The sequence below is a fragment of the Pelagihabitans pacificus genome, assembly GCF_009371985.2.
Taxonomy (GTDB): Bacteria; Bacteroidota; Bacteroidia; order Flavobacteriales; family Flavobacteriaceae; genus Pelagihabitans; species Pelagihabitans pacificus.
Genome location: NZ_VIKU02000001.1, coordinates 1,599,366 through 1,625,304, shown reverse-complemented (window position 1 = coordinate 1,625,304; position 25,939 = coordinate 1,599,366). Strand labels below are relative to the sequence as shown.

Sequence of the window (25,939 nt, the reverse complement as noted above, 5' to 3'; positions counted from 1 at the left end):
GTCTTTGTAAATTCTTCTATTCGATAAGTTCTTTGGATCTTTTGTTTAGGTATGTTATCAAGGATACTACAAAAAATATTCCCAGAAAAATCGCTGGAATCAATGTAAGACTTTTATTCAAAAACTGTTTTTTTACCTCTTGTGGCTTTCCAAAATTTATAATCTTGATTGCGTTGTTCTGTTCGAATATCTCAATTCGTTTTTCCTCTATTTCTTTAATTAGTCTGTTCTTTAAGGACAGTAAGGCTGTGATATCGACCTCCTTCTCCTTATCAAATAATACCATCCCTTCGCGACCGACCACTTTGTTTTCCGAAGACAATTGTTGCGAGTAATTGTTAACCAATATGTCGATTTGTTCAACTAATTCGGTATTCTTGCTAATTCTTTCCAGGGCATTTTCAGAAGACACCTTTTTCAGTTCATTAAAGTATGGATTGTCGTTGATGTAACCAACAAGTTTGGATGCATATTCCGCTCCCTTTTCCTTGTCTCTATGATAAAATGTTATTCTATGGGTAAGCACCGTATTCTTTAAAATTTCTGACTTAATAGCTTCAACAACAAAATCGTTTTCCTTGTAATTTTGTAAAATATCAAGATACTCGTTTCGCTCTTTTGTATCCTCTTTGTCCAGTTCTTTGTTTTCAATAGGTGACACTGTAACTTCAAACCCACGTATTTCAGCTACTTCAATTCCCAGATTGCTAAAAAAAAGAGTGTCCTTTGTAAGGATATTTGCCTGAATTTCATCCACTACGTCATACAAGTAGTCCTTGCTTTGAAAATTGGGCTTCACTATCACTTCCGTTTTTAGTTTTTTGTCTATAAACGTATTCAGTAACAGTCCGACCGCAATTCCCAGTATGATAAGAAGTCCAAGTTTTATGGCATTCTTCTTCAAGTAAAGGAAGATGCGCAAAACACCGCTAAAAATACGGTTGAATCCTTTTCGGAATAACTGCAGTAACTTGCCCAATTCTATTTCTTCGGAATCATTGGAAGCAGTTTCTCTTTGATTTCCCATATATTACGAATTGAAAATTTGTTTTAGAATCTTATCGGTGATCAAGTAAGTCGGTTTTACGCCGGTAGTGCCCAACCCTCCGGAAGCCAAAGTGCTACCGGTCTCCAACGGATTATCCGAAGCATAGTAGGCATATCGAACCTTTACATCTTCACGAATGCTTTTACGTATCTTGGAGGCCGACTGTATCGCTTTCTGGTAGTGCACCCCCTCCATTTCAAGTCCGACAACGTTCCAGGTACTATTATAAAAAAACTTCAAGATATCCTTGTTTTGGAGTGATGTTCCCAAAACCGTCACCATGGTACCCTCAAAAACCCTTAGGCCATAGCCCTCAAAATCCGCTGCGCACAACTCGTTCTTAAAGGGATAATTATCTGCCGTACCTTCAAAAATATGGGCCGACGGAATCATCAGATCCCCTTTACCCCCCTCCAAAATACCTGCCTTTCCCATAATCGAAATGGACTCTATGTTCAAAAAGACCCTTTTCTTCTTGCCTTTTCCGAACGGTCGCAGCAACTCATCGACCGTTTCATACGCCTGCTCCCCAAAGGCATAGTCCATCACAAAGATAACAGGTTTTTGGTCTTCCGATAGGTCGGCCGCAAGTTCATAACAACAAGCATCTTTTCCAATCTTGGCCATATCAAAAATCTGCACATCGATATTGGTCCCTGACGTATCGATCAATTCGACCATTCCATTGTTCTTGGCCATCGTGGTCACCTTTTTTCGCAGGGCCGTATTCGAGGAAGAGCTCAGCGCCTCATAGATTTCCAAGGAGCCGTTGTTCGGAAACTCTTTCTTTAATGCATTCCGTGCAAAAAGGGAGTTCATTACGCTATGCATATTGGCACTGATAATATGAATGGGGCGCTGTAGCAACCCGTGTTTTGAAAGGGTTTCCTTAATGGTATCGGCCCAAAGTTCCCCGTGAATATGATGGCCCAGGCGCTCGCGAAGCAGGGTGCTGAAGGTGATGGCCCGCTTCTCTCCCGTTACCTCTTCCTCAATGGCCAATTTTCCCATCCAGTACACGATGTGGAGAAAGCGTTCAGGATTCGTTTTGGTGGCGAATTTCGAGTATACCTCCAACACTTCCTCGAAAGAACGTCCAAGGATATTGGCTGTATGGATCAAAGCGACTTCCTTTTCCGCTTGGGTTAATTTTGTTTTTCTAACCGCAGACTCCAACTTTGTCCAGTCACGGATGGTTTTGTCGGTATCCTCGATCAATACCCGTTTGCAAATCTTTTGTGATTCAATAAAAAGGAAGGTCAAATGGGTAAGAATGTCGTAAATATCCGATCGGCCCCTGGTAATCTCAACATTCATTTGCTCCTTGTCGATCCGATAGCAATTACGTCTTCTTTTGGGCGGTATGATCGGTTTAAAATGCGATTTCCCGTAGCCCTCGTCCGAAGTAAGATTGATAAAACGGCATTGCTCGATTCCTTCCGGCAAACGCTCCAAAACATAGATCAATCCGTTCAGTTCTGCCTTTTCCTCGGCGATGCTTCCATAAATCTCAGGACGTAATTGAAGCAGGGCGTTCTTCAGAGTCTCGCCGGAAACGCCCGTAGGTTTATAAAAACCACGGTTGAACAAGTGGCGCATCGTAATATACAAACGCTCGATAGCGTTGGTCGATTCCTGTGCACGGGTGGTGTTGGTTGTTTTGCCCATTGTAGAATTTCGAGCAAAATTACGATTAAATATTTAAGATGGATCACCGAGTTGAGTCCTGTTTACAGCCTAACGGATGAGATAAGCAAATTACGGAGCCAAAAGAAAGATACGAACAATGCAAATGTTACTATGGGCCCCTAAAATTCAAAAAGGTACCTATCGTGGTGAGAAACCTGCAATAAGATTGATGCAATTGCGTTCAAGTAGCAACCAAATCTTCTTTTGTTATGCGCCTCATAACTACTATATATGATCTCCTATATGACAAAACCAATCGTTTAGTGAATACTTCACTGTTTTGTTCCCTTGTTATTGTACTCGTTTGGGGTTCGCCAATAAATCTTCTAGCCGCTAAAAAAGGGGAAACTGCCAACTTATTTATTCTTTCCGAAGACCAGATTGTATTGAACAGCCACGGCTTTCATGCACAAAAGAAAAGTGGTTTTTCGATCGGTGGTGTCCAGGAGGGAGTTGAAAGGGGATTGACAGTGGTGCACTTTAAAACTTCTTCCGATTACGAATTCAAATCATTCGATACCTACGGAAGCGAAAAAGCATCGGAGGAGCTTATGACCGTTCTCAAAAAATTGCAAGAGAACAACGCCGTTTTTGCAGTTCTGGCGCACGATTCCGCTGCCGGCGCGCTCAGTAAGTACGCCGAAGAACTTCAAAAACTTGGATTTACGGTATTAGGAAGACTCAAAAATAGGCAAGCCTATGCCATGCACAACTTCAACGGAAAAATTGAGGAAAGAGTCGATGATGTATCCATTCGTCTAAATTTGGACATTCCCGACGATATTCGGCATGAACATGAGTATTTTCCAAGGATCCGGTATGAATTCGAACCGAGCAACGATCGCTATATCGCCCATGCCGGAGGTGAAGTAGACGGTATCAAATCAACCAATAGCCTCGAAGCCCTCGATCAAAACTACAGGAGGGGATTCCGGCTATTTGAGCTGGATATTATTAAAACCAAGGACGGCCAACTCGTGGCGGCGCATGATTGGAAAATGTGGGCCCGATTTACAGATTACACGGGGGAACTGCCGGTAACCCACGCCGAGTTTAAGAAGCACAAAATTTATGGAAAGTACACCACGATGGACTTTGAGGCGATCAACCGATGGTTCGCTGCCCATCCCGACGCTATTTTGGTTACCGATAAGGTGAACGACCCTATCCAATTTGCCGAACAGTTCGTTGATAAAAGTAGGTTGGTCATGGAACTCTTTAGCCTGATGTCTATAGAGGAGGCCTCAAAAAATGGGATATCACCCATGATTTCCCAAGAACCCTTAGCGAAAATAAAGGGGGATAAGTTGACGTATTTGGAAGCCAATAAGGTGCAATATGTAGCGCTATCCAGAAGAATTATACAGAAAGAAATCGATTTACTCCTAGCACTAAGGGATGCGGGCATCAAAGTGTATGTCTACAACGTGAACTTTGATCCCGGGAAGGACGAAAAATATGTACAGGAAAACGAAATTGGTCTAGTCTACGGCATGTATGCCGATAAATGGGTCTTCGATCCCGCACCGGAAGGCAATTCCAAATAAGGTTTCCCAAACACGACTATGCTTTGTACTCGACCAATACATCGGCCACCTTGCGGTCGTTGGAAAGTCGTTGCACCTTGTTCTGGCCGCCCAATTTCCCTATTGACTTCATGTATTCCAAAAAGCCGCCTTGTTTAATGGGGGTTATTTTCAATGTCTGCAATATACTACCGGCAATCAGGTCGTAGTAATAGCTGTTCTGTTCTTGGAGGGCAGCATCTAAAATTGTGATGAACCTTGGCATATCGGAGGGTTCTTTTTGAAATTCTATCAACCATTCGTGATAGGGCAACTCCCCTGTCTCCGTTGTTATTTGAGGAGCTACGGTAAACTCGTTTACCTGGGCATCGGTTTCGGCAATGGCCCGTTGCATTGCTTCCTCCACTTCTTTCGCTATCACGTGTTCGCCAAATGCGGAAATGAAGTGTTTGACCCTACCGGAAACAACGATCTTATATGGTTCCAAGGAAATAAACCGAACGGTATCTCCAAGGTTGTACGCCCACAAACCTGCATCGGTAGAAATAATCATCACATAATTCACATGCAATTCGACATCTTTCAACGTAATGCGGACGGGATTCTCTTCAAAAAACTCATCGGCCTTGACAAATTCATAAAAAATGCCCGAGTTGAGAAGTAATAGCATCCCTTTCTCTTTTTGAGAATCCTGATAGGCAAAGAAACCTTCACTGGCAGGAAACAATTCGATGCTATCGACCTTTCTGCCGATCAAATCCTCGAACTTGGCTCGATAGGGCTCATAATTGACGCCTCCATAAATAAATAGCTGAAAATTCTTAAAGAGCTCACCGACCTTCCTCCCCGATCTGGTATTTAACTTCTCAAAATACATCTGTACCCAAGAAGGAATACCGGCAATGACCGTCATATCCTGGTCGATAGTTTCCTCGACGATGGCATCGACCTTGGTCTCCCAGTCATCGATACAGTTGGTTTCCCAACTGGGCAGTCGATTTCTTTGCAGGTAGTTGGGCACATAATGGGCCGAAATGCCTGAAAGCCTTCCCAGTTTTATCCCGTTCTTCTCCGTTAGCTCAGGGCTTCCCTGTAAAAAAATCATTTTACCGTCGACGAAGCTTGCATTTCCAGTCTCGTGGATATAACTCAGGATAGCGTTCCGTGAGGCGTCGACTTGATGTTTGATCGACGTTTTCGTGATCGGGATGTATTTAGCCCCTGAAGTTGTACCAGAAGTTTTTGCAAAATAAATAGGTGTCCCTGGCCATAAAATATCGCGATTGCCCGCGACGACCTGCTCTATATAGGGTTTTAGTTCCTCATAATCCCGAATGGGTACCTTTGCGACAAAATCTGCATGTGAACGTATCCCCTCAAAATCATGATCTTTTCCAAATTTAGTAGTTTTAGCTGTTTGTAAAAGTTTTTTAAAGACCCGTTCCTGCGTGCCTAGCGGATCACCCGCCCATTGGGCGGTTTTTTTGGCAATAATATTGGCAAATATTTTGGCGGCGAACGATTTGAAGGACATTGGCGCTATTTAAAATCGATATAGTCCGTAGGGTTTACGGGAGTGCCATTATTCCAAAGTTCAAAGTGGAGATGTGGACCCGTAGTCAGCTCGCCGGTGTTTCCGACGGAGGCGATCACTTCACCCGAGGTCACAATATCACCCTGGCTTTTGTTCAAGGACCCGTTGTGTTTGTAGACACTCAGCAATCCGTCCTTGTGCTCGATTATAATGACATGTCCGGTATCTGCCGTCCATTCCGCGAAGATGACCGTCCCATCGGCGACCGCCTTAATTGGAGTTTCCCTTGGTGCGACCACATCGACCGCGTAGTGCTTTTTCTCGGCATCGTACGCCTGTGATATGGTTCCACTTAAAGGTGGAAAAAACACCAGGATGGTGCTGTTTACGTTGCGCTCGAACAAATTGTATTTATCTTCCAACGCTACCTCGGCCCTCAGAAGCGAATCCTCCTTGATCGGGGTAAGATCTACCGTTGACGGATCCAGTTTAAAACGCTCGAAAAGTGAATCCCGGTTAATCTCGTTGTTTTCAATGTCCCCCCTAAGAACCATACGAACATTATCTAAATACCTATTGGTATAATTCAAGGTACGTACAAGGGAATCTGTTTTGTAGGTAAGTTCAGTGGCCTGCTTTTTAAGTTTGGTCGAAGAATAGCCCGGAATATATTCCCGCAATGGGGTAAAGGCAATCAAAAGTGTAGTAAGGCCAATAAGACCAATGATACAGAGAGACCCGGTAACAAACACGTTCAGCCTGCTCAGCTTAAATGAAATCTTCTCCTCAAAGGTACTTTCGTTCAGGATGACCAACCGATACTTGTGCAGCAGCTTTCTTTTAATTTCCCCTCTTTTTCTGACTTTTTTGGCCATAGCTTCACAAAGATACGCTTCGTATTGAATTTTTACGGCTGGAGAATAAAATTTATGCCTGCCCACGAAAAAGCCATTCCTTCTGTTGACGGGAAAAAACGCCTAAAAGGCTTGGGCAATTAAAAATGGAAAGCTACGTTAGTATTACGAACATCCTATGGACTTTTTTAGTATCTTTGATATCCATTAAATCATAAACTATGGTAGCGTTACAAACATTTTTGGCGATTGGAGCTCCTCAAATCATATTAATCGTCGTGGTCGTACTGCTTCTCTTTGGCGGGAAAAAGATTCCAGAGCTGATGCGAGGCCTTGGAAGTGGTATCAAGGAATTTAAAGATGCCTCGAAAGAGGATGATAAATTAGAGGAAAAGAAAGAATAGAAAAAACATCCTATATCTTTGTCGCCCTTGGATTTCTCCAGGGGCTTTTTTATTTCCGGTATTCGTTTCTTTCGATACACCAACTTTTGTATCCATGTTAACATCCGCTCTAAAAACGACCGGTATAATATTGTCATTTATTTGAGCTATAGCTACTTATCATCCAAGAGTCTCAGTGGTGGTTCCTGGAAACCCAAAGAAATCCTCCTTACACCACAACTATATCCTTTCCTCACCACAGCTTTCCCTTGTCCTTACAACAATCAAGGTACTTGACGTATTGCAAATGTTAAAATTGCCGTTAATGATGTGTAAATAAAGATAAGACCGCGCATTTTGCCACTGAGCATAGCGATGGTCTAATCAGACCCAAGTTGCAAAGGAATCATGCCCAACCTACACTTTCGACATTTGCTAACTATTCCGATTCCAAGAGTACTTATCGGAGCATTACTATTGTTTGTCCTGACCAACACGGCGGAAGCACAGATAAATAACAATCGTTTCAGGGTAGGCATGACCTCACATGATATGGGGCCTTGTGGTGGAGCCAATGATGCTAGAACATGGGCTACAATTACTGCAAAAAACAATACCGTTCACAACTTTGAAATCGCCTTCGATCTTCCCGACGGAGTTGACTTTGTACCAGGCAGCGAACAGATAGTGTTGCAACAGGGGTCATCGGATTTTACCTTGACGGTAGTAGATATATCCAACCTGAACGCTCCTGTATTTCGATTGGAACGACCAGGAGATGCTAACTGGGAAGTAGCCGATCAAGTGAGGTTTCGATTCTATAAAACGGCTTCATGCGATGCCGTCAATTATTCCTATAATGGAGGCCTTTTCAAGGATGCCCATACCATCACGTATGACGATCTCAATGGTCCACAAAGCGCCAGCGATAACGATCCCACTATTAACTCTTACAACTTTTTAAGGGCCTACCTCGCTGTTCTTAACTACAACAATATTCCAGCAGAAATCGGCGACATAGTCACTAGGACATTGGACATCACCAATTCCGGAAATGGCTCTTTAACCAATTTTGTGCACAACGTAACCGTTGACAACAATTTTGGTTCCTACACCCTGTCCTTTAACGGTACTACCTTGACCCCAACTACGGTGGCCGGTAACGTTTATACCTATACCATTGATCTGTCTGCGGCTCCTTTTTTAGGCAATGTGGGAGACGGGGACGGTATTTTTGAAAATGAAACGATCGCCCTCGAGGAATCGTTCGAAGTGCTATCCTGCGGAAGCCTCACTGTTGGGCACCAGCCCACGTGGGGGTGTAGTGCCGTCGAAATTTGTCAGCAGCTTCCTCCGGTGACCGCTGCCGTGGTTTTGGATACCGGGCTACCCCAGATAAATGTGACCAACGTTTTAAACCCTAGCTATACCGAGCTCTGCGGCACCACCACCTATACTGCTAGAATTGCAAATGACGCCTCTTCTGCGATAGCTTACAATGTCGAAATCAACACCGGGTTCGGTGTTGGATCGTCTTCACTTACGACCCCCACACAAAATGGTCTTTGGGGAAATGATAGACCAGATAACAGCAAATCGATTTCCAATTTGCGCCTTGGGGGCAATCCGTTTACGCCCGATATTAGACCCAATACCCAATTTGGGGGTGTTGGAGCCGGTTCCTATTTTATTGGGAGAACTACCTTCATCTCGGATCCCGATGGCCCCGGAGGGCTTGAGGACCTGGATGGTGATGGGTTTTTTGACGATCTTGCCGCGGGTGCGAGTACTGAACTAACGTATGACTATAGCAACCAGCATTTGACCAGAGGCTGCGGCACCAATAATATAGACTACATACGAGGGTTCGCCGTTTTTGTTGACGCTTATGCCAACAATCAGTGTGACGTAAGCTCGGACACATACCGGCATTTTTTAAACAATCCCAATTTTAGTAGGAGACCCGTTGATACCTCCTCGCCAACGGATATCTTTGACGGCTCAAGTTTCACCGTAGGTGTGCAAGGTAGAATGGGTGCGGGTGGTTCTGACCCCCCTCGATGTAATGGGCAATTACCCTTTTCAAACGATCCAAGTTCCCGTTGGACCGTCACCTTGACCGTACCAAATGGTATATTATTGGACGGGAGCCCGGTCGGCTTTACACAGGTGGATCCAAATACTATAGTTTTTTCGACCACGGACCTGAATTCGGGCAACTACTTTAATATGAACGTTCAGTTTCCACTGACCATAGACTGTTCTGCCTACTCCGGCCCCCAAATAGTGCCCATATCATATGTAACCCGTTATGAGTGCTCCTGTTTTGTGCAGGATATCCATTGTGGTACAATCGAAGGAATCCGATCCCAATGCCCTGTGGTCTGTGATGGTCCGACTATCACCTCATTCGAGGCCCAAAGGGAAACAGCGGGATGGACCGACAACACCATGTCAACAAAGGTCATTTTGGATTCCAATAGCCATAACCTGGAAACCTATATGGCACGTGATGAAATGGTCATCAACACTTCAGCGGTTATGGACAATACCAATCCGGACAACCTCTGGTTTGATCTTACCTATTCCACCGAAAGTGCCAGTGCGGGAGGTTCTGACGTTATTCAATTCCTAAACGGTGCCATTACAATTAATGACTTGTCATCAGGAGCCCAGAGTACCGCGCTAACGGTTACCCCTACTATCATTACCGATAGCCCCAACAATTATCGACTCCGGTTTGATTTGTCGAGCTATGCTACCATTATCAGCCCTACCTATACTTACGGAGAACCCAATGGAGGAGGGCCCGAGCCGGATGTCGTTGATCTGGTACTTCATTTTGCGTTTAACGACAACTTTACCGAACGAAACTTATATGAACTAAGCAATTTTTCAGGGGAGTTCTTTACAAATAGTCTTTTGGGTGCCAAAGTTCCGGGATGTACGATTTTAGGAGATCGTGCTTTCTACTTCAAAAATCGACTGGATGCCTATGTGCCGAACAATCCGGAGTCACAGGGCTGTGAAGTATTCGACCTTCAGGTAAATTTGGCGATTCAAACGGTGACCGACGATCAATTTCCAAATGAGTATAGGCCTCCGGCACTTTTTACCTCGCTGGATGTCGAGATTCCCACCGGAGCCGAATATTTGGGAGTAGCCACCAGTAATTTTGTCGGTTCACCTAGCTCGTCGAACGGTGGCTTGATAGTAACGGTCGCTGGCAATACTGTTTCAGTCGCCCCGGGCCCTAGTTTTAGAAACTTTGACCAGCAAAGTGACGATTATCCAAGAATTCAACTTCAGATGAGGGGGTCGAGTTTGTCACCTCCTACCAGCAATTTCAATTGGGTCTACAACTATGAGAATTATGCGTACGCCGATGCTACCGATGCTGTAGTGGACTCAGGCACCAATACTTTTAACTTTGAGCAGCCGGCATTTTTACTTTCTTCACCACAGCCTATTGTCAGTGGTGACCGGGCGACAGCAATCTACGAGGTCGATTTATGTATGGACAACCCCACCGATATCGATTTCAACTGGTTGCAAGTAGCCAATGGAACAAATTTTACGGTATTGAACGCCTACGAGGTGATAGGTGCGGCAAGAAACAGTCTAGTAGTCACTCAAAGTGCGGGCAACACTTGGATTGAAATGGGCCAGTTTACAGCAGGTACGGGGGTTTGTAAAAAAGTCGAATTTGAGATTGACTTTACCCAATGTTCCGCCTTCAATTTTGAGGTATCGCATGCATGGGATTGTGGGTCCTACCCCTCGGATTTCTCTACAGCGAACTATATCAACCCAATAAATTTGAGATTGGAGCCGAAGGAGGCAGTACTTCAAATGGCCATCTTAAACGAACCAGGTGGACCCGTCGACGTTTGCTCAAACTTTGACATCGCTGTTGAAATTAGAAATGCAGGCACCGGTAATCTAACGAATCCCACTTTGCGTTTTGAAATTCCAGGAGATGCTACCAGCCTTTCCTTGAATCAGGTCGACGTAGAGTATCCCCAAGGTTCAGGGGATATCCAGGCGGTCTCCTCAAATTTAGTAGGCAGTACAGTTACGATTAATTTAACCGACCATACGGCCATCGGGGCAAATGCAGGAATACAGGGATCGATAAACGCCCCGACTATCAATTCGCAAATTGCCATCATACAGTTGGATCTTAGTGTCCAATGTAACTTCACCTCCAATACGGCGATTACCTATACGGCAAATGGTGAAAATCCTTGTGGCAGCCCTGCAACCGGTGATGGTAGTAGACTATCGACCAATCCCATAATTGTTAACGGAGCTATCCCTTTTTACGATGCAGTAAGCACCCTTTCGGTTCCTAACGGAAATACATTTTCTGGGTGTAACGCGGAAACCATTGCTGTAGAAAGTGTTGTTGTCGGCGGACCTACGGGAAATACGGATTTTGCTCGAATCATTTTGCCTGATGGATTACAGTACGAGCCTGGTTCCTTCGTCGCAACGACTACCAATGTAGCAACGTTCAATAGTGTTACGGTCGTAGGAAGCCATGAAGAAATTTTACTCAATATGCCGAGTGGTGTCAACAATGGGGAAATCATAGGATATACCCTCGATATTACCCCCAAAAATGAGCCGGCCACATGCAACCCGAACGCACGAATAGAAGTACGGAATTTTGTGACTACTACCTCTTTGTCATGCTTCGGGGTTTCTTGTGGAACCTCTGAAATACCCACTGGTGATACTTTCGAAGACGTTATCATACAAAAACCGGAACTTGCCGAAACAACCCTAGCAGCAACGGCCTCATACGATTATGATTATGGGAATGCCACCTATGATTACTCGGTTGAATTTGGTATAGAAAATACAGGGGTGGTTGATTTGGCTCCAGGGTTTACCTATGACGTGTATTGTTCGGACGGTGCCGGCGGAAAAGCAGGGCTTTCCATCTACACCGGTAGCATAGCACAAGCCATTGTAGCTGGAAGTTCAATCACCGAAAATGTAACGTTCACGGCAAGCAACTTCTGTGGACCCAATAATAATATTATTGTTGAATTGGTCCCTTCTGCCAGCAATTGTCACTGTGATGTCTTGGCAATTGAAGTGACCGTAGACGACATAATCGACCCTGTCATCAACAATTGCCCTTCCGACATCACCATTACAAATACCGATCCCGGTACTTGTGGGGCCATGGTTAGCTGGACTCCCCCTACCGCTACAGACAACTCCGGAATAGCAACATTGACTACCAATAATTACAATTCGGGCGACGAGTTTCTTCCTGGAACTACTGAGGTAATTTACACGGCTACCGACCCCAATGGCAATACGGCCACTTGTAGCTTCAACGTTACCGTAGTAGATGCCGTAGACCCGGAAATAAATGGGCCAGGGAATCAGACCTTGAACAACGATCCGGGAAATTGTACAGCGGTTTACAACTATACCCTCTCGGCCTCCGACAATTGTATGATGAGCACAGGAACCTATCCAATAATGGCTGATTTTGAAGAGGGAGATAGAGGTCTTCTACGGGCAGAGTGCTGGCAATTCTGGGGATCGGTAATTCGAAATGCCAGTCCGTTTACACCGGGTATTTATAGTTTCCACACCCAAGAGATCATCAATGCAGAATCAAGGACGTTGGTGAGTCCGTTAACCTATTTCAATGGTACCGGACAGGTTATCTTTGAACACCGCCTTGAGAATCGGGTTGGGAACAATACTCGATTGACCGTATCCCTGGAAGATGAGGGTGGCGTCATAACCCCTATCTATAATTACGTATATGTGAATACCAGTTTGCAAAATGTAGTAATCGATATCACACAAACGGGGAATTACCGAGTGCGTTTTGATTTTGATACGGATGGGGGAGGTACCTCAGGCCGTCGGGCAAGACTTGACAACCTTCTCATCCCTGGAATCGATTTATCGGATACGACCAACAACCCTAGCAACTTTGGTGTATGCGGACTTCTAGACTTCGTAATTACGCAAACTTCAGGGCTGCCATCAGGTGCCGCGTTCCCTGTGGGTATTACAACAAATACCTTTGAGGTATTGGATGCTTACGGAAATGTGGGTACTTATAGCTTTGATGTCGAGGTCATCGACAATGAAAACCCAACGGCGAGCAATCCAGCCCCCCTATCATTTGAGTGTCTCTCCGATGTTCCGGCACCAGATCTTTCGGTGGTCTTGGATGAGGCCGATAATTGTGCGGCACCCACCGTAGCGTTTGTAAGTGAGTCGAGCAGCGGTGTAAATCCGGTGGTCATCACACGAATCTACAGTGTTACCGACGGTGCGGGCAACAGTATTCAGGTACAACAGGATATTACCGTTCAGGACAGTGTAGATCCTACAGCCAGTGATCCCGCTCCTTTGACCGTTTCTTGTCCGGTAGATGTTCCGGCACCGGACCCCACCGTGGTACTGGATGAGAACGATAATTGTACGCTGACTCCGATCGTGACTTTCATGGGCGAAATCAGCGATGGCAATAGCAACCCGGAATTAATTACGCGTACCTATAGCGTTGCCGACGATGCGGGCAATGCCATTACGGTGCAACAACTAATTACAGTCAATGATGTTGACGCCCCCATACCAAATGTGGCTCCCTTACCGGATGTTATGCTGGCATGTGGTGAGGCTTTAACCGTAATTCCGGAAGCTACCGACAACTGTATGGGAACCATTGTGGGTGTATCATCGGATGCGCTTAGTTATGATGTGGAAGGAACCTATACCATTACATGGACCTATGACGACGGAAATGGCAACACCAGCCAGCAAATACAAAACCTGATTGTCAGCTGCTCGGTCGATATCGAAATCATCAAAACAGTTGAACCGGTTCAAGCAGTTATAGGGGATACGGTCGTATTTACGATAACGGCTTCAAACCTCAGTGCCATTGAAGGAACTAACATTGGTGTTGAAGAAATTATACCAAATGGTTTTGTGTTGGTATCAAGCAGCGCCTCTATAGGCGCATATGATGAAGGTACTTCCACGTGGGAAATCCCTTCTTTGGACGGAGGAGCATCAGCTAGCTTAGAAATTACCGCGACGGTTGCAAGTGTGGATGAGACAACCAATGTGGCTGCTTTGATCTTTATGGACCAAATCGACCCCAATCCTTCCAACGATAGGGACGAAGCGACGGTTGAAGTAACCCAATCCACATGCCTAACCGTTTTCAATGAATTTTCACCCAATGATGATGGTGCCAACGACCTTTTCTTTATTGAATGCATTGAGCAATACCCTGATAATATACTAGAGGTATTCAACCGATGGGGAACCAAGGTTTTTGAAATGAGGGGTTATGACAATAGTTGGGATGGTACTTCAATGGGCAGGGCCACATTGAACACCTCCGAGAAACTACCGGTCGGCACCTACTACTATACGTTAAACCCGAATGATGGGACCACCCCGCCAAAAGCAGGTTGGTTGTATATCAGTAGGTAAATCCTTGTTATATGAGATTATCAATCTAACCAATGAAAATGTCCCGAATCTTTAAAATAGTATTTCTCTTTACCCTGCTAACTACTGGCATGTATGGTCAGCAAGAGCCCCAATATACCCTTTACAACTATAATACCATGACCGTGAATCCCGGTTATACAGGGTCTCGGGGACATCTGGCCCTTCTGTCGTTGTACCGCAGCCAGTGGGTAGGAATAGAAGGTTCGCCGAAAACTATAACGTTCGGTATAGATTCTCCCGTTGGTATTTCGGATGGGGTTGGGCTTTCGATCATACAAGATCAATGGGGTCCTGCCTCGGAAACCTATATTGATGGTAACTATGCCCACCAACTTATCCTTAATAGAAAAGGAGACAAGCTGGCGCTCGGACTAAAAGCGGGTGCGCGTTTTTTTAGCGTAGATTGGTCAAAAGGCATTCGAAGGGACCAAGATGATGTACAGTTCAATGAAAATGTGAATGGCAAGCTGTTACCGACCATCGGTGCGGGAATTTTTTATTATACGGGAAAAGGATATTTGGGGCTTTCGGTTCCTAGTTTCTTTCCTTCGGAACACTATGATCGGAATATAGAAGTACAATCCGTGGAGCGCATGCACTTTTATTTTATCGGCGGATATGTCTTCGACTTGAACCCAGATCTGAAGTTCAAGCCTTCATGCTTTGTAAAACAAGTGCTGGGGTCCCCCTTGTCGGTAGATGTTTCAGCAAATTTTCTAGTATACGAAACACTAAATTTAGGCGTTAACTATAGATGGGACGATTCTGTCAGCGCTCTGTTCGGGTTTCAGATATCGCCCAGATTTAATGCTGGTTATGCCTATGATTACAGTATCAACGAACTAATTAACTACAACTCCGGAACCCATGAGATCTTCCTTCGGTATCAATTGATTACCCGGGAAAACAAACTAAAGTCCCCCAGATTTTTCTAATAACCTAATCATGAAAAAATTCATCACCACCTACTGCCTCCTCCTTTTTATGGGAGTTTTTGCATTTACTCCTACGTCTAATATCGACGGATTAGATGCGGAAACCGGTACGCTGAAAATAAATTCCGACCATTCGGTTTCCACATCTGCCAACCCTTCCAATAGCAAAGAATTTGAAAAAGCGGCAAAGAGCCATGGGATTTCGCATCGCAAGCTTACCGATTTAAACAATGCGAAAAGCGGATATTACGTCATTGCGGGGGTCTTTGGCAATTTAAAAAACGCAAAGAAGTCCGTTCAACGCCTAAAGAAGTCCGGGCTAAATGCCGGTTATTTACAGGATGCCACTTCTGCATTAAACTATGTTTATATAGACCATTATGCAGACGGACAAGGTGCAGTCGATGCCTGTACAACGCATTTCAACGGCCGCTACAAGGAGACTGTTTGGATTATGGTCTCGGAAACAACCGTTGCGCCGAAAACTACCAAAAAGGCCGTAAAAGCGTTCGATGATATAAAAGGTACAAGTTTTCCAAAAGTGGCAAAGGAAAACAACATCCCGACCCGGACCTTCAGAAATTTAGAAGGGGTCAAAAATGGTTTCTACATCATAGCCGGCGTATATAGCAATGGTGATAATGTAAAAAAGTTGCTCAAAAAGTATAACAGAAAAGGATTTGAAGCCGGCAGCATTCACGTTTCCGATACCGGCCTACACTATTTGTATCTTGAATATCATACAAGCGGACAACATGCCATCGATGCCTGTGTCGACCAACTTGAGGGAAAGTATAAAGACAATGTATGGATTATGCAAGTCGAGGAAAGCGAACCCGTCGAGGAAACCGCTACCATTCAGGCTACGGAAGGAACAGCCTCCACAAACAGTACCGAAGAGCTGCTGTTAGCTGAACAAAAAACAGCTACGAGCATTAGTGTGGATGAAGTATCCTACGATATGCTAACGGCGACAAGCCAAGCCAATAGTACTTCAATCATATCCAATACTCCCAATAAAAGTAAGCTAATTCAAAAGGCAGATAGTTATTTCAACAAAATGTGGTATGCCGAAGCCGCCGAACTCTATGAACAAGCCTTGGCCAAAGGGGAAAAAAATTACTCTTTCGACATTATCCAAAAAGCGGCAGACGCGCATTACTTTAATACCAATATGGAAAAGGCCCATAGTTGGTATGAGGTATTGTATGAACAATATGGAAAAGAACTATCCGCTGACAATATTTTTAAGTACGCCCATTCCCTAAAAGGCACCGGTAAATACGCTAGAGCCAAAAAGCTGATGCGTCTTTACAACAAAAAAATGAACAGAGCCCAGGAAGGGGAGCTAGAGGATTCCAACCCTACACCCAATGAAATAGTACTGGACAATATTCTGGGAGCCACCCAGAACTTTGAAATTAAGAATATGGGCATCAATACGGAATACTCGGATTTTTCCCCCATGTTCTTGGACTCGAGTAAGGTAGTGTTTGCATCGGCAAAAGATTCTTCCTTTTTAAATACCAGGCGGTATAAATGGAATAACCAGCCGTTCCTGGATCTCTATGTGGCGAAAATAAACAAAGAAACCCAAGATCTCAAAGGCGCCATCAAATTCTCCAAGAAAATCAACACCAAATACCATGAGGCTTCGGTCACTTTTTCACCTGACAATACGACCATGTATTTTACCAGGAATAACTATGGAAAAAAATTAAAGCGCGATAAAAATGGTGTGAACCACTTGAAAATCTATGTGTCTAACAAGGTAGACGGTGAATGGACGGAAGCCCGGGAAGTGCCGTTCAACAGTGATACCTACTCCACCGGCCATCCGGCGTTAAGCCCTGATGGCAAACAACTCTATTTTGTTTCCGATATGCCAGGAAGCATCGGACAAACCGACCTCTTTGTCGTTGATGTGTTGGAAAATGGTAATTTCTCGGAGCCAAAGAACCTAGGTCCCGAAATTAATACCGAACGAAGGGAAATGTTCCCATTCATCAACGATAAAAAATTGTACTTTTCGTCAGATGGCCATACCGGACTTGGAGGATTGGACGTATACGAAGCAGCTATTGATGAGGAAGGGGGTTTTATGGAGGTTCTTAATGTTGGGCAACCCGTAAATAGTAATAAAGACGACTTTTCCTATATCGTCAACGAAGAAAATCAGCAGGGCTTTTTTGCTTCTAACCGGGAGGGTGGTAAAGGAGATGATGATATCTATTCCTTCAAACGCCTAATTGTTGAGGAAGTTCCTGAAAACCTGAATGCCATTGCCGGTGTGGTCACCGAGATGGTAACCGGCGACATTATGCCGCAGGCGCTGGTTGAATTGCTAGATGAAAATGGCATTAAACTGAAAGAAGTGGTCACCGAAGAAGACGGCAGTTTTGTGTTCGAGGATCTCGACAGCAGCACCAAATACATCCTGAAAACCACCAAAGGAGAATATTTCGAGGATAATCGGGAGGTAACGACAAAAGAAAACGAATTGGTCAATGTAGACGTGAACCTACGGCGTTTGGAAGAAATGATCGCCTTGGAAGATGGTATCAAGAAATTGAAGACCGAAATGATTTTCTTCGATTTCGATAAGTCTTACATACGGAAGGATGCCGCCGCCGAACTGGATAAACTGGTCGAAGTCATGACAGAGTACCCCGACATGGTGATTAAAATCGAATCACATACCGATTCACGTGGTAGCAATGTCTATAACAAGTACCTGTCCGAGAAAAGGGCAAAATCTACTCGGGATTACATTATTTCACAAGGAATCGATGCCAGCCGTATAGAAAGTGCCAAAGGGTACGGTGAGGAGCAATTGTTGAATAATTGTAACGGCCGCATACGTTGTACCGAGGAAGAACATTATCGCAACAGACGTTCCGAATTCATTATCGTTGATATGTAACTACTTAATCAAAAGGATTTAAAACCCGCTTTCCGAATCTGGAAAGCGGGTTTTTTTGTCCCATTTCCCCAGCAACATGGATTCAAGGAAAGTAATTGAAACGCAATTCCAATAACCAAACCCAGGTTTCACAACAAGCTTTAAGATCTTCACAACAAATAAACTCGGCAAAATACGTAAATATCAGATTTAGAGTTATATAGATAAGTAAACACCAAATCGAACTAAATATCTACAACATGAAAACTACCCTGCTGATCAAAGAAATTTATTTGGAAGCTTTTAGGAACCTGGGCCATGCATTCGTCAAATCGTATTTCAAGGCTTTCTCTTGGTTTTGTTTTGCAAGCTTCGCTATAATGCTTTATGCATTTATCTTCAGAGTTGCCACAGGCTTTGCCTTTGACTAACATATTCGACCAACCTAACTGAAAAAAGCACCCTTTATGGGTGCTTTTTTTATGGACACGCTTTTAACAAAATGCCAGGGCATTGATTGGATAAATTAGAACAACGGAAAAGAAACCCCTTATGCGGGTTTTTGGGCCAACAGAGCGCACCCATTTGTTTAATTAGAAACCTTCACAGTCCCAATGCTCCGCTTATCCCCTCAAATATGCCATACATCGAATAAATGCAATATGTCGAAAAAACAACGAAGATACGTTCCCGTTTATCTAAATAATTCTCTTCAAGAAACAGGGTTCTTCATCTTTGTCCCATAATTTAAAAGAACGATATATGAAGCAATTACTACTTGTAAAGGAAATTTATGTGGAAGCTTTTCGGGACTGGACCTATATGATACTCCAAAGGTATTTTAAGGCCTTTTCCTGGTTCTGTCTCTTTTTATGGGCCATCACTGTATACGCTTTTATTTTCAGGCTCTCGACTGGCTTCTCATTTGGCTGATTCCTAACGCTTATGACCAACCAACAAAAAACCCTGAAACCAATGTAAGTTTCAGGGTTTTTACTTTCCTTGAAGAATCCTTATTAGTTCCCCACTTCCAAGTCGATCGTCTTTAATATTGCTTCCAGTTCGAACATATCATCACGCTTTTCCGCGGCCGGTGCAAAGACAAATCCTTCGATGACCATCTTCCTGTCATTTTTTTCGTCATTGATAATGTACGTAAGAAACGGACCGGCCATCGGGTAATTCTTTATGTCCCATATACCTCTTACTTCCACTGCTCCCTTTCCGTCGATTTTCGTAGCGAATACATGGGGGGCAAAGGCTGGCTCGGTACGCATGTGCGTAATTTTACCGGGGTTGTCGGGACCTGGGATATATAGTTCCCCAATGGAATCCCTCATTCGTACAATATCCCGCACCAAGGTAGAGTCGCTCTTAAAAAAGTCTGCCGGAACGGTGTAGGCGATGATATTTGAGGTTCCCTTCAGAATTTGCCGATCGAGCCAAACAAAATTGTCTTCCTGCCTGCCTACCTTGTAGATTGATGGAATATCCATAGAAACCCCGAAAGTTTCTTTCATCACACCCTCCTTATTTAAGGATTTGAGGAATCTTTTTTGTTTTTCTTCGATTTCTACCGTCTTGAAAGCGTTGATCATCTCGTCGGCCTTCATCTCGATGTTCTCTATCAATTCCTCGTTGTTTCTGCCCTTGATGACCCCTATCTTCTGGGGAGTTGCATACAGGTCGGTTTTGATATGGGCGATATCCAGGGTGTCTTTCATCACATAAAGAACCGACCTCGAGCTTCTAGTGGTCCCGGTAAACGATTTCGGCGGAAAATGATTGATACTGAATTTTGGTTCGTTCAGGGTGAGCGCCAATACGGGGGCGGCAAAATGCTCTCGTACTTTGTCGCCTACCTCCCCTTTCCAAAGGGCGTCGTCCATAACGACCGCTAAGGAGTTAATGGGCCCAATACTCGATGGGAGGTAGTCTTGTCTTTTTCCTTCTTTGCAGGAAAAAAAAACAATCAATGCAACGAGGAGAAGTGTTCTGCTTAATTTCATATAGTGTTTTCTGTTTACGGTGAACATTCGCACAATTTCAATTTTGTGCCTGGTTGTAGATTTTTACCGCTAATACCGTTCCATTTTCGTAAATTCTCTACAGAAACTCCCGGATATTTTCTAGAGATGGTCCACAAGGAGTCGCCGCTCTTTACCGTGTGTACCTTTGTCCCAGGTGGAAAAGACTGATTTTTGGCGACGGCAGAGGCCTCCTTTTTGGGAGTTTGACTGCGATTTCCCCTGTATCTTGGATAGATGGTCAAGCGTTGTCCGACCCTCAAATTATTGCTCCTCAACCCATTCCATTGTTTAAGCTGGCTAACACGTACCCCGTATCGCTCCGCGATTTTTCCAAGATAATCGCCGCTTCTTACCTTGTAGCGAATACGCTCTCTTTCCGCCTGTTTGACCAATGCCGGTAAGGGACTTTCCTTGCTTTCCAATTCCTTTTTAACATGGGCGTAAATCTGTATTTCATTCGCCACAAATTTGCCCATGGCATCCTTTGGCAAACGCAATGCATACTTTTTCCCCTTAACGTAGGGAATTACATTTAATTTATAGGACGGGTTTAAAACCTTTAGTTCCTCGATACCCACCCCTACCAGTTTGGAAATCTGGTCGAACGTAATTAAACTCTTGACTTGGATTGTGTCGGTCTCGAAATAAGGCCTTTCTACCATTCTTCCTTTCAAACCGTGTTCCTCGGCGTATTCGAAGACATACATCGTAGCAAGGAAAGCAGGAACGTATCCGGCGGTTTCCCTTGGCAGATTTCTGCGAATGTTCCAGTAATTCCGATGCCCGCCCGACCTACGTATGGCCTTGTTTACGTTACCGGGTCCGGAATTGTAAGCCGCTAACGCCAAATCCCAGTCCCCGAATATTTCATAGAGCTTGGAGAGAAACTGACTGGCAGCTTTGGTGGCCTTGATGGGATCACTACGCTCATCGACATAGCTGGTAACATCGAGTTTGTATTGTTTGCCCGTACCGTACATAAATTGCCAAAGTCCGGTTGCACCTACCCGAGATCTGGCCTTTGGATTTAGGGCAGATTCTACGATTGACAAGTACTTCATTTCGAGCGGGATATCATGTCGGTCAAATTCCTCCTCGAACAACGGAAAATAAAACTGGCTCACGGTGAGCATACGTTCCATCAAATCTCGTTTGTGAGTCAAAAAAGATTTGATCAAACGCTCCAACGAGGGATTATAGACTACATTGAAAGGCGTCTTTTGATTGAGCCTTTCCAACCGCGCCTTCAACGAATCCCTGGGGAGATCATATACATAGTTCTCTTCTACCGCGATCGGACTACCGTCTATCTGGGAGCCATTTCCAAGTTCCAAAACCTGGTCATACATCTCGTTGAACAGCATGTTGGTTTCATAGAGCTCTTTCATCCAAAGACTGTCATACATAGCCGCCTGTGGGTGGTCTTTTAAATTGTATTTACCTTTTCCATCGGCGAGTGGTAGCGGCAAATCTTGGTCAGAGGTTTCATCCATCCGTTCCATTTGTTCGACACTTTTCTCAATATCGGTAGATAGTGTATCGACAACGGCCGATTTCACCACGTCAATTTTCCCATCGTTCGTGGAAATCGCCAAGGAATCTTTTTCCTGTGCATGCATTGCACCGGCAACCATTAGCGCTACAGCGGTTAGGAGTAACCGTATGTTTTTTGTCATCATCATCAATTAATCTTAGCGGAAGGCTAACGAAAATCCGATTTTTTTTCGAAAGTGGGAAATTTTCGGTGTTGAACCAATTGAATTCCTCTCGGTGCCTTTAATCGATAACGCCTTTATTCCCCGATTATTGCAGCGATTCCGGGCAAGGATTTACCTTCCAAACTCTCTAGCATGGCACCGCCACCGGTAGAGACATAACTTACTTTTTTCTCGAACCCGAATTGTTTTACGGCCGCTACCGAATCACCACCGCCTACCAACGAGAATGCTCCTTTTTGGGTGGCCTCGTCTATAAAGTTTCCTACCGCTATCGTCCCTTTTGCAAAGTTTTCCATTTCAAACACCCCTACTGGCCCATTCCAAAGAATGGTATTTGATTTCAAAATAATCTCTTTGAAAATTTCCAAGGTTTTGGGACCGGCATCCAAGCCCTGCCATCCATCCGGGATCTGGTCTACAGCGACCACCTGCGTATCTGCGTCGTTATCAAAGTCGTTAGCCGCCAAAACATCTACCGGAAGATGTACGTTCACTCCCTTCGCTTCGGCCTGTTTTAATATCGCGACAGCGAGCTCCATCTTATCATCTTCACAAATAGAATCCCCGATTTTTCCGCCTTTCGCCTTCACAAAAGTATAGGTCATTCCGCCACCAATAATCAAATCATCTACCTTATCCAAGATGTTTTCTATAATCGTAATCTTCGAGGAAACCTTGGCGCCCCCAAGTATGGCAAGCACCGGTTTTTCACCCGTGCGCATTACCTTCTCGATTGCTTGTATCTCCTTGGCCAATAAATACCCGAAACACTTGTTCCCTGGAAAAAAATCGGCTACTATGGTCGTTGATGCATGGGCCCTGTGAGCTGTTCCAAAGGCATCATTTACATAAATATCGCCGAGCTTGGCCAATTGCCCCGCAAACTCCCGGTCTCCTTGCTCTTCCTCGGCATAGAATCGAAGATTTTCCAATAACAAGACCTCTCCGGATTGCAAATCAGCTACCGCTTTTTCAGCGGTTTCCCCTATACAATCCGCTACAAATTTCACCTGAACCCCAATAATGTCGGATACGGCGCCGCAAATATGCCGTAAGGAAAGGTCTGGGTTCCTCTGACCCTTTGGTCTTCCCAGGTGTGACATCAAAATTGCACTACCACCATCTTCAAGGACCTTGATAATAGTAGGTTTTGCCGCCTCGATTCTGTTCGTATCGGTTACATGGAAATCCGAATCCAACGGAACGTTAAAATCTACCCGAATCAACGCCTTTTTGTTTTCAAAATCAAAATCGTCAATAGTCTTCATATACATGGTGGTTTACAGAATCGCAAATGTAATTATTTATTGGCATGGGATAAAGGGTGCCTACCTAATAATTTGCAATGTCTTTTGATAAATGAGACCCGTGCCAATAGCATTTCATAAAATCTGTCGAGGAAGCTTAGACTGTTCATTGAATCTTCAATATCGACCTTGCGGATAAAAACACGTTTCCTTAAAAAACCTATCTTTGGGCTATGCTTTTCAAAGACATTTTAGGACTTGTTCATATAAAAAATCACTTGGCCACCAGTGCCGACTCTGGCCGTATTCCACACGCCCAATTATTTGTGGGACCCGAGGGTTCGGGAACACTGCCTATGGCAATTGCCTACGCACAGTATATTATTTGCGGAAACGAAAAGGGAGAGAATCTCGGAGGTAATGAAGCCTGCAACAGGAAGTTCGATGCTGTTTCGCATCCGGATATGCATTTTGCTTTCCCTGTTGCAAATAGCGACAAGGTAAAAAGCCATGCCGTTAGTAATCATTACATGCAGGAGTGGCGCCAATTCGTCAACGAACAACCGTATGGGAACCTATTTGACTGGTACCGGTTGATCGGTATCGAAAAGAAGCAAGGCCAGATTGGAGTCGACGAAGCTATGGATATCGTGAAGAAACTTTCGTTGAAATCCTATGAAGGAGGATACAAGGTGATGTTGATATGGATGGCCGAAAAAATGAACAATGCGGCTGCCAATAAATTACTGAAGTTAATCGAAGAACCCCCGAACAAGACCATATTCCTTCTCGTTGCCCAAAATGAAGAACAGTTGTTGCAAACCATTCAATCCCGATGTCAAATAGTACATTTTCCACCCTTGGCAGAGGAAGCCATTGCAGATGGATTGATCGTTAACGGACTTACAAGACCCGAAGCGCTACGGGTGGCCCATGAGGCCAACGGGAACTTTAACAAAGCCCTCGATTTGATGAATCGGGACTCGGAAGATCTCGTGTTTGAAAAATGGTTCGTACAGTGGGTGCGAAGTGCCTTTAAGGCCAAAGGAAATAAAACTGCGATACACGAGCTTATTCTGTGGAGCGATGAGGTGGCCGCGACAGGTCGGGAAACCCAGAAAAAGTTTTTACATTATTGCATCGCGATTATCAGACAGGCTTTGTTGATCAATTACAATGCCAAGGAGTTGGCCTTTATGCAGATTCATGTTGATGGGTTCCAACTTGAGAAATTCGCGCCCTTTGTTCACGAAAATAATGTTCTGGACATAGCGCGTGAATTGGAGGATGCGGTCTATCATGTTGAACGAAACGGCAATTCCAAAATAATTTTTACCGATCTTTCAATAAAGTTGACACGTTTGCTACATCGAAAAGCGGCATAACTTTATGGCGATTCGCGAAATAAGTGAAGAGCGCAACTAATTAAAAAATAAATACGTATGGCTAGTATTACCGATAATGCCGCTGAGCTACTGCTGTTACTCTTTCTAGTAATAACTTTTTTACAAAGTGGCATTGACAAAATAATCGACTGGGGCGGAAATCTCAGTTGGCTCAAAGGTCATTTTTCGAAAACGCCTCTGGCCGGACTGGTACCTGTTTTGTTGGCAACGGTGCTATTGGCCGAGCTTATCGCAGGAATACTATGCGCTATAGGCCTATATCAACTTATTGCTAGCGGTGAATCAAAAGTCGCTTTTTACGGAGCAGTACTATCCTGTGTTTCGCTTTTGATGCTTTTGTTCGGACAGCGGATTGCCAAGGACTATGTGGGTGCCAAGACCATCGTCGTTTATTTTGTCCCCGCGGTGTTTTTGGTGTTTCTTTTACAGGGATAGGAGAAACAAGACCCCTATGATCCCTGAAAGAAGGTCTCCAAAAAAATCCCTATGGCTTAGTAAGCCATAGGGACATTATCTGGAAAAGCATTTCTTTTAGTTCTTGTACTTATCGTTCAAAATCTTTAAGATTTCGTCAGTAAGATCGTCTGCATCGGTTCCGTATAGTACTGCGCCCCCGTCACCACCTCCAAGAATATACCTGTAGCCATTGCCTTTCCCGTAAGCCTTGATTTCTTTCTTGACCTTGCTCACCAAAGAATCCATTTCGGTTCTACCGTCTTGTTGTATTTTTTGCTCTTCTTGCTGGATCTGTTGGCCGATGAACTGACCCTTTTGTTGTATAAGACCATACTCCTCCTGGGCCTTTTTCTGTGACATGCCCTGGGCTTTTGCCTGAAACGCCTGTGCTTCTAACTGAAATGCCTGGGAAATACTGTCTTTCTTTTTTCCCATTGCGGCTACCTTGGCATTAAACTTTGTTTCTACATCTATTTTCTCCTGATACTCATCCATCAGCTTTACATTGTCTACATATCCAATTTTTTGTTGTTGACAAGATACCATTGCCATTACAGTGATGGCCAAAATCAATTTTTTCATTGTACCGTTATTTGTGGTTTCCATTTTTAAGTGGGGCAAAAGTAGGAAAGCTTTTTCGAATGCTACCCTAAGAACCGGATTTTTTGATACGCACTATTTTGGCGGTGCATGCTGCAAAAA

At 44.2% G+C, this 25,939-nt stretch carries 17 protein-coding genes; 9 read left to right on the top strand and 8 right to left on the bottom strand.

Annotated elements, in window-relative coordinates:
• Window positions 1-16: 16 nt before the first annotated feature.
• Both FK220_RS06970 and FK220_RS06965 read right to left on the bottom strand, forming a co-directional pair.
• On the bottom strand, window positions 17-1,027 hold the full coding sequence (locus tag FK220_RS06970) for a hypothetical protein (protein WP_152573525.1): 1,011 nt from the start codon (window positions 1,025-1,027) through the stop codon (window positions 17-19).
• Window positions 1,028-1,030: 3 nt separating this feature from the next.
• A complete protein-coding gene (locus FK220_RS06965) occupies window positions 1,031-2,716 on the bottom strand; it encodes a DUF6909 family protein (RefSeq protein WP_152573524.1) in 1,686 nt (561 codons plus the stop codon).
• A gap of 230 nt (window positions 2,717-2,946) precedes the next feature.
• Here FK220_RS06965 and FK220_RS06960 point away from each other — a divergent pair, with 230 nt between their 5' ends.
• Window positions 2,947-4,284: a glycerophosphodiester phosphodiesterase family protein gene (locus FK220_RS06960; protein ID WP_152573523.1), complete on the top strand. Its 1,338-nt coding sequence runs from the start codon at window positions 2,947-2,949 to the stop codon at window positions 4,282-4,284.
• A 16-nt stretch (window positions 4,285-4,300) separates the two neighbouring features.
• Here FK220_RS06960 and FK220_RS06955 read toward each other — a convergent pair whose 3' ends face one another.
• Complete coding sequence (locus FK220_RS06955) at window positions 4,301-5,797, bottom strand: GH3 family domain-containing protein (protein WP_152573522.1); 1,497 nt, start codon at window positions 5,795-5,797, stop codon at window positions 4,301-4,303.
• 5 nt (window positions 5,798-5,802) lie between these two features.
• Entirely contained in the window at window positions 5,803-6,672 is an 870-nt protein-coding gene (locus tag FK220_RS06950; protein WP_152573521.1) for a M23 family metallopeptidase, read from the bottom strand.
• A gap of 200 nt (window positions 6,673-6,872) precedes the next feature.
• Here FK220_RS06950 and tatA point away from each other — a divergent pair, with 200 nt between their 5' ends.
• The 6 genes from tatA to FK220_RS06920 all read left to right on the top strand — a co-directional run bounded on the left by tatA (window position 6,873) and on the right by FK220_RS06920 (window position 19,313).
• Window positions 6,873-7,055 (top strand): twin-arginine translocase TatA/TatE family subunit, encoded by a 183-nt coding sequence (gene tatA, locus FK220_RS06945; RefSeq protein ID WP_152573520.1) that lies wholly within the window; start codon window positions 6,873-6,875, stop codon window positions 7,053-7,055.
• Between the two features lie 387 nt (window positions 7,056-7,442).
• Entirely contained in the window at window positions 7,443-14,522 is a 7,080-nt protein-coding gene (locus FK220_RS06940; protein WP_152573519.1) for a T9SS type B sorting domain-containing protein, read from the top strand.
• Between the two features lie 38 nt (window positions 14,523-14,560).
• Complete coding sequence (locus tag FK220_RS06935) at window positions 14,561-15,478, top strand: PorP/SprF family type IX secretion system membrane protein (protein ID WP_238718921.1); 918 nt, start codon at window positions 14,561-14,563, stop codon at window positions 15,476-15,478.
• Window positions 15,479-15,488: 10 nt separating this feature from the next.
• The gene (locus tag FK220_RS06930) at window positions 15,489-18,401 is read left to right on the top strand and encodes an OmpA family protein (RefSeq protein WP_238718920.1); all 2,913 of its coding nucleotides are present in this window, start codon (window positions 15,489-15,491) and stop codon (window positions 18,399-18,401) included.
• 239 nt (window positions 18,402-18,640) lie between these two features.
• Window positions 18,641-18,811 (top strand): DUF6747 family protein, encoded by a 171-nt coding sequence (locus tag FK220_RS06925; protein WP_166204799.1) that lies wholly within the window; start codon window positions 18,641-18,643, stop codon window positions 18,809-18,811.
• Window positions 18,812-19,142: 331 nt separating this feature from the next.
• The gene (locus FK220_RS06920; RefSeq protein WP_166204797.1) at window positions 19,143-19,313 is read left to right on the top strand and encodes a DUF6747 family protein; all 171 of its coding nucleotides are present in this window, start codon (window positions 19,143-19,145) and stop codon (window positions 19,311-19,313) included.
• A gap of 83 nt (window positions 19,314-19,396) precedes the next feature.
• Here the strand turns inward: FK220_RS06920 and FK220_RS06915 are convergent, their stop codons facing one another.
• From FK220_RS06915 to FK220_RS06905, 3 genes are all read right to left on the bottom strand, one after another.
• Window positions 19,397-20,389, bottom strand: coding sequence for a DUF4837 family protein (locus FK220_RS06915; protein WP_152573517.1), 993 nt, complete (start codon window positions 20,387-20,389; stop codon window positions 19,397-19,399).
• A gap of 14 nt (window positions 20,390-20,403) precedes the next feature.
• Entirely contained in the window at window positions 20,404-22,089 is a 1,686-nt protein-coding gene (locus tag FK220_RS06910) for a LysM peptidoglycan-binding domain-containing protein (protein ID WP_394352418.1), read from the bottom strand.
• A 113-nt stretch (window positions 22,090-22,202) separates the two neighbouring features.
• Entirely contained in the window at window positions 22,203-23,396 is a 1,194-nt protein-coding gene (locus FK220_RS06905; RefSeq protein ID WP_152573516.1) for a phosphoglycerate kinase, read from the bottom strand.
• A 212-nt stretch (window positions 23,397-23,608) separates the two neighbouring features.
• On the opposite strand from FK220_RS06905, the gene FK220_RS06900 reads away from it, so the two are divergent.
• Together FK220_RS06900 and FK220_RS06895 are read left to right on the top strand one after the other, a co-directional pair.
• A complete protein-coding gene (locus FK220_RS06900; protein ID WP_152573515.1) occupies window positions 23,609-24,760 on the top strand; it encodes a DNA polymerase III subunit in 1,152 nt (383 codons plus the stop codon).
• Window positions 24,761-24,817: 57 nt separating this feature from the next.
• Window positions 24,818-25,216 (top strand): DoxX family protein, encoded by a 399-nt coding sequence (locus FK220_RS06895; protein WP_152573514.1) that lies wholly within the window; start codon window positions 24,818-24,820, stop codon window positions 25,214-25,216.
• A gap of 96 nt (window positions 25,217-25,312) precedes the next feature.
• Here the strand turns inward: FK220_RS06895 and FK220_RS06890 are convergent, their stop codons facing one another.
• A complete protein-coding gene (locus FK220_RS06890) occupies window positions 25,313-25,819 on the bottom strand; it encodes an OmpH family outer membrane protein (RefSeq protein ID WP_152573513.1) in 507 nt (168 codons plus the stop codon).
• Window positions 25,820-25,939 lie beyond the last annotated feature (120 nt).

Excerpts from the sequence above, each read along its gene's own strand:
- FK220_RS06970 (WP_152573525.1), bottom strand. The coding sequence starts at position 1,027 with ATGGGAAATCAAAGAGAAACTGCTTCCAATGATTCCGAAGAAATAGAA.
- FK220_RS06965 (WP_152573524.1), bottom strand. The coding sequence starts at position 2,716 with ATGGGCAAAACAACCAACACCACCCGTGCACAGGAATCGACCAACGCT.
- FK220_RS06960 (WP_152573523.1), top strand. The coding sequence starts at position 2,947 with ATGCGCCTCATAACTACTATATATGATCTCCTATATGACAAAACCAAT.
- FK220_RS06955 (WP_152573522.1), bottom strand. The coding sequence starts at position 5,797 with ATGTCCTTCAAATCGTTCGCCGCCAAAATATTTGCCAATATTATTGCC.
- FK220_RS06950 (WP_152573521.1), bottom strand. The coding sequence starts at position 6,672 with ATGGCCAAAAAAGTCAGAAAAAGAGGGGAAATTAAAAGAAAGCTGCTG.
- tatA (WP_152573520.1), top strand. The coding sequence starts at position 6,873 with ATGGTAGCGTTACAAACATTTTTGGCGATTGGAGCTCCTCAAATCATA.
- FK220_RS06940 (WP_152573519.1), top strand. The coding sequence starts at position 7,443 with ATGCCCAACCTACACTTTCGACATTTGCTAACTATTCCGATTCCAAGA.
- FK220_RS06935 (WP_238718921.1), top strand. The coding sequence starts at position 14,561 with ATGTCCCGAATCTTTAAAATAGTATTTCTCTTTACCCTGCTAACTACT.
- FK220_RS06930 (WP_238718920.1), top strand. The coding sequence starts at position 15,489 with ATGAAAAAATTCATCACCACCTACTGCCTCCTCCTTTTTATGGGAGTT.
- FK220_RS06925 (WP_166204799.1), top strand. The coding sequence starts at position 18,641 with ATGAAAACTACCCTGCTGATCAAAGAAATTTATTTGGAAGCTTTTAGG.
- FK220_RS06920 (WP_166204797.1), top strand. The coding sequence starts at position 19,143 with ATGAAGCAATTACTACTTGTAAAGGAAATTTATGTGGAAGCTTTTCGG.
- FK220_RS06915 (WP_152573517.1), bottom strand. The coding sequence starts at position 20,389 with ATGAAATTAAGCAGAACACTTCTCCTCGTTGCATTGATTGTTTTTTTT.
- FK220_RS06910 (WP_394352418.1), bottom strand. The coding sequence starts at position 22,089 with ATGATGACAAAAAACATACGGTTACTCCTAACCGCTGTAGCGCTAATG.
- FK220_RS06905 (WP_152573516.1), bottom strand. The coding sequence starts at position 23,396 with ATGAAGACTATTGACGATTTTGATTTTGAAAACAAAAAGGCGTTGATT.
- FK220_RS06900 (WP_152573515.1), top strand. The coding sequence starts at position 23,609 with ATGCTTTTCAAAGACATTTTAGGACTTGTTCATATAAAAAATCACTTG.
- FK220_RS06895 (WP_152573514.1), top strand. The coding sequence starts at position 24,818 with ATGGCTAGTATTACCGATAATGCCGCTGAGCTACTGCTGTTACTCTTT.
- FK220_RS06890 (WP_152573513.1), bottom strand. The coding sequence starts at position 25,819 with ATGAAAAAATTGATTTTGGCCATCACTGTAATGGCAATGGTATCTTGT.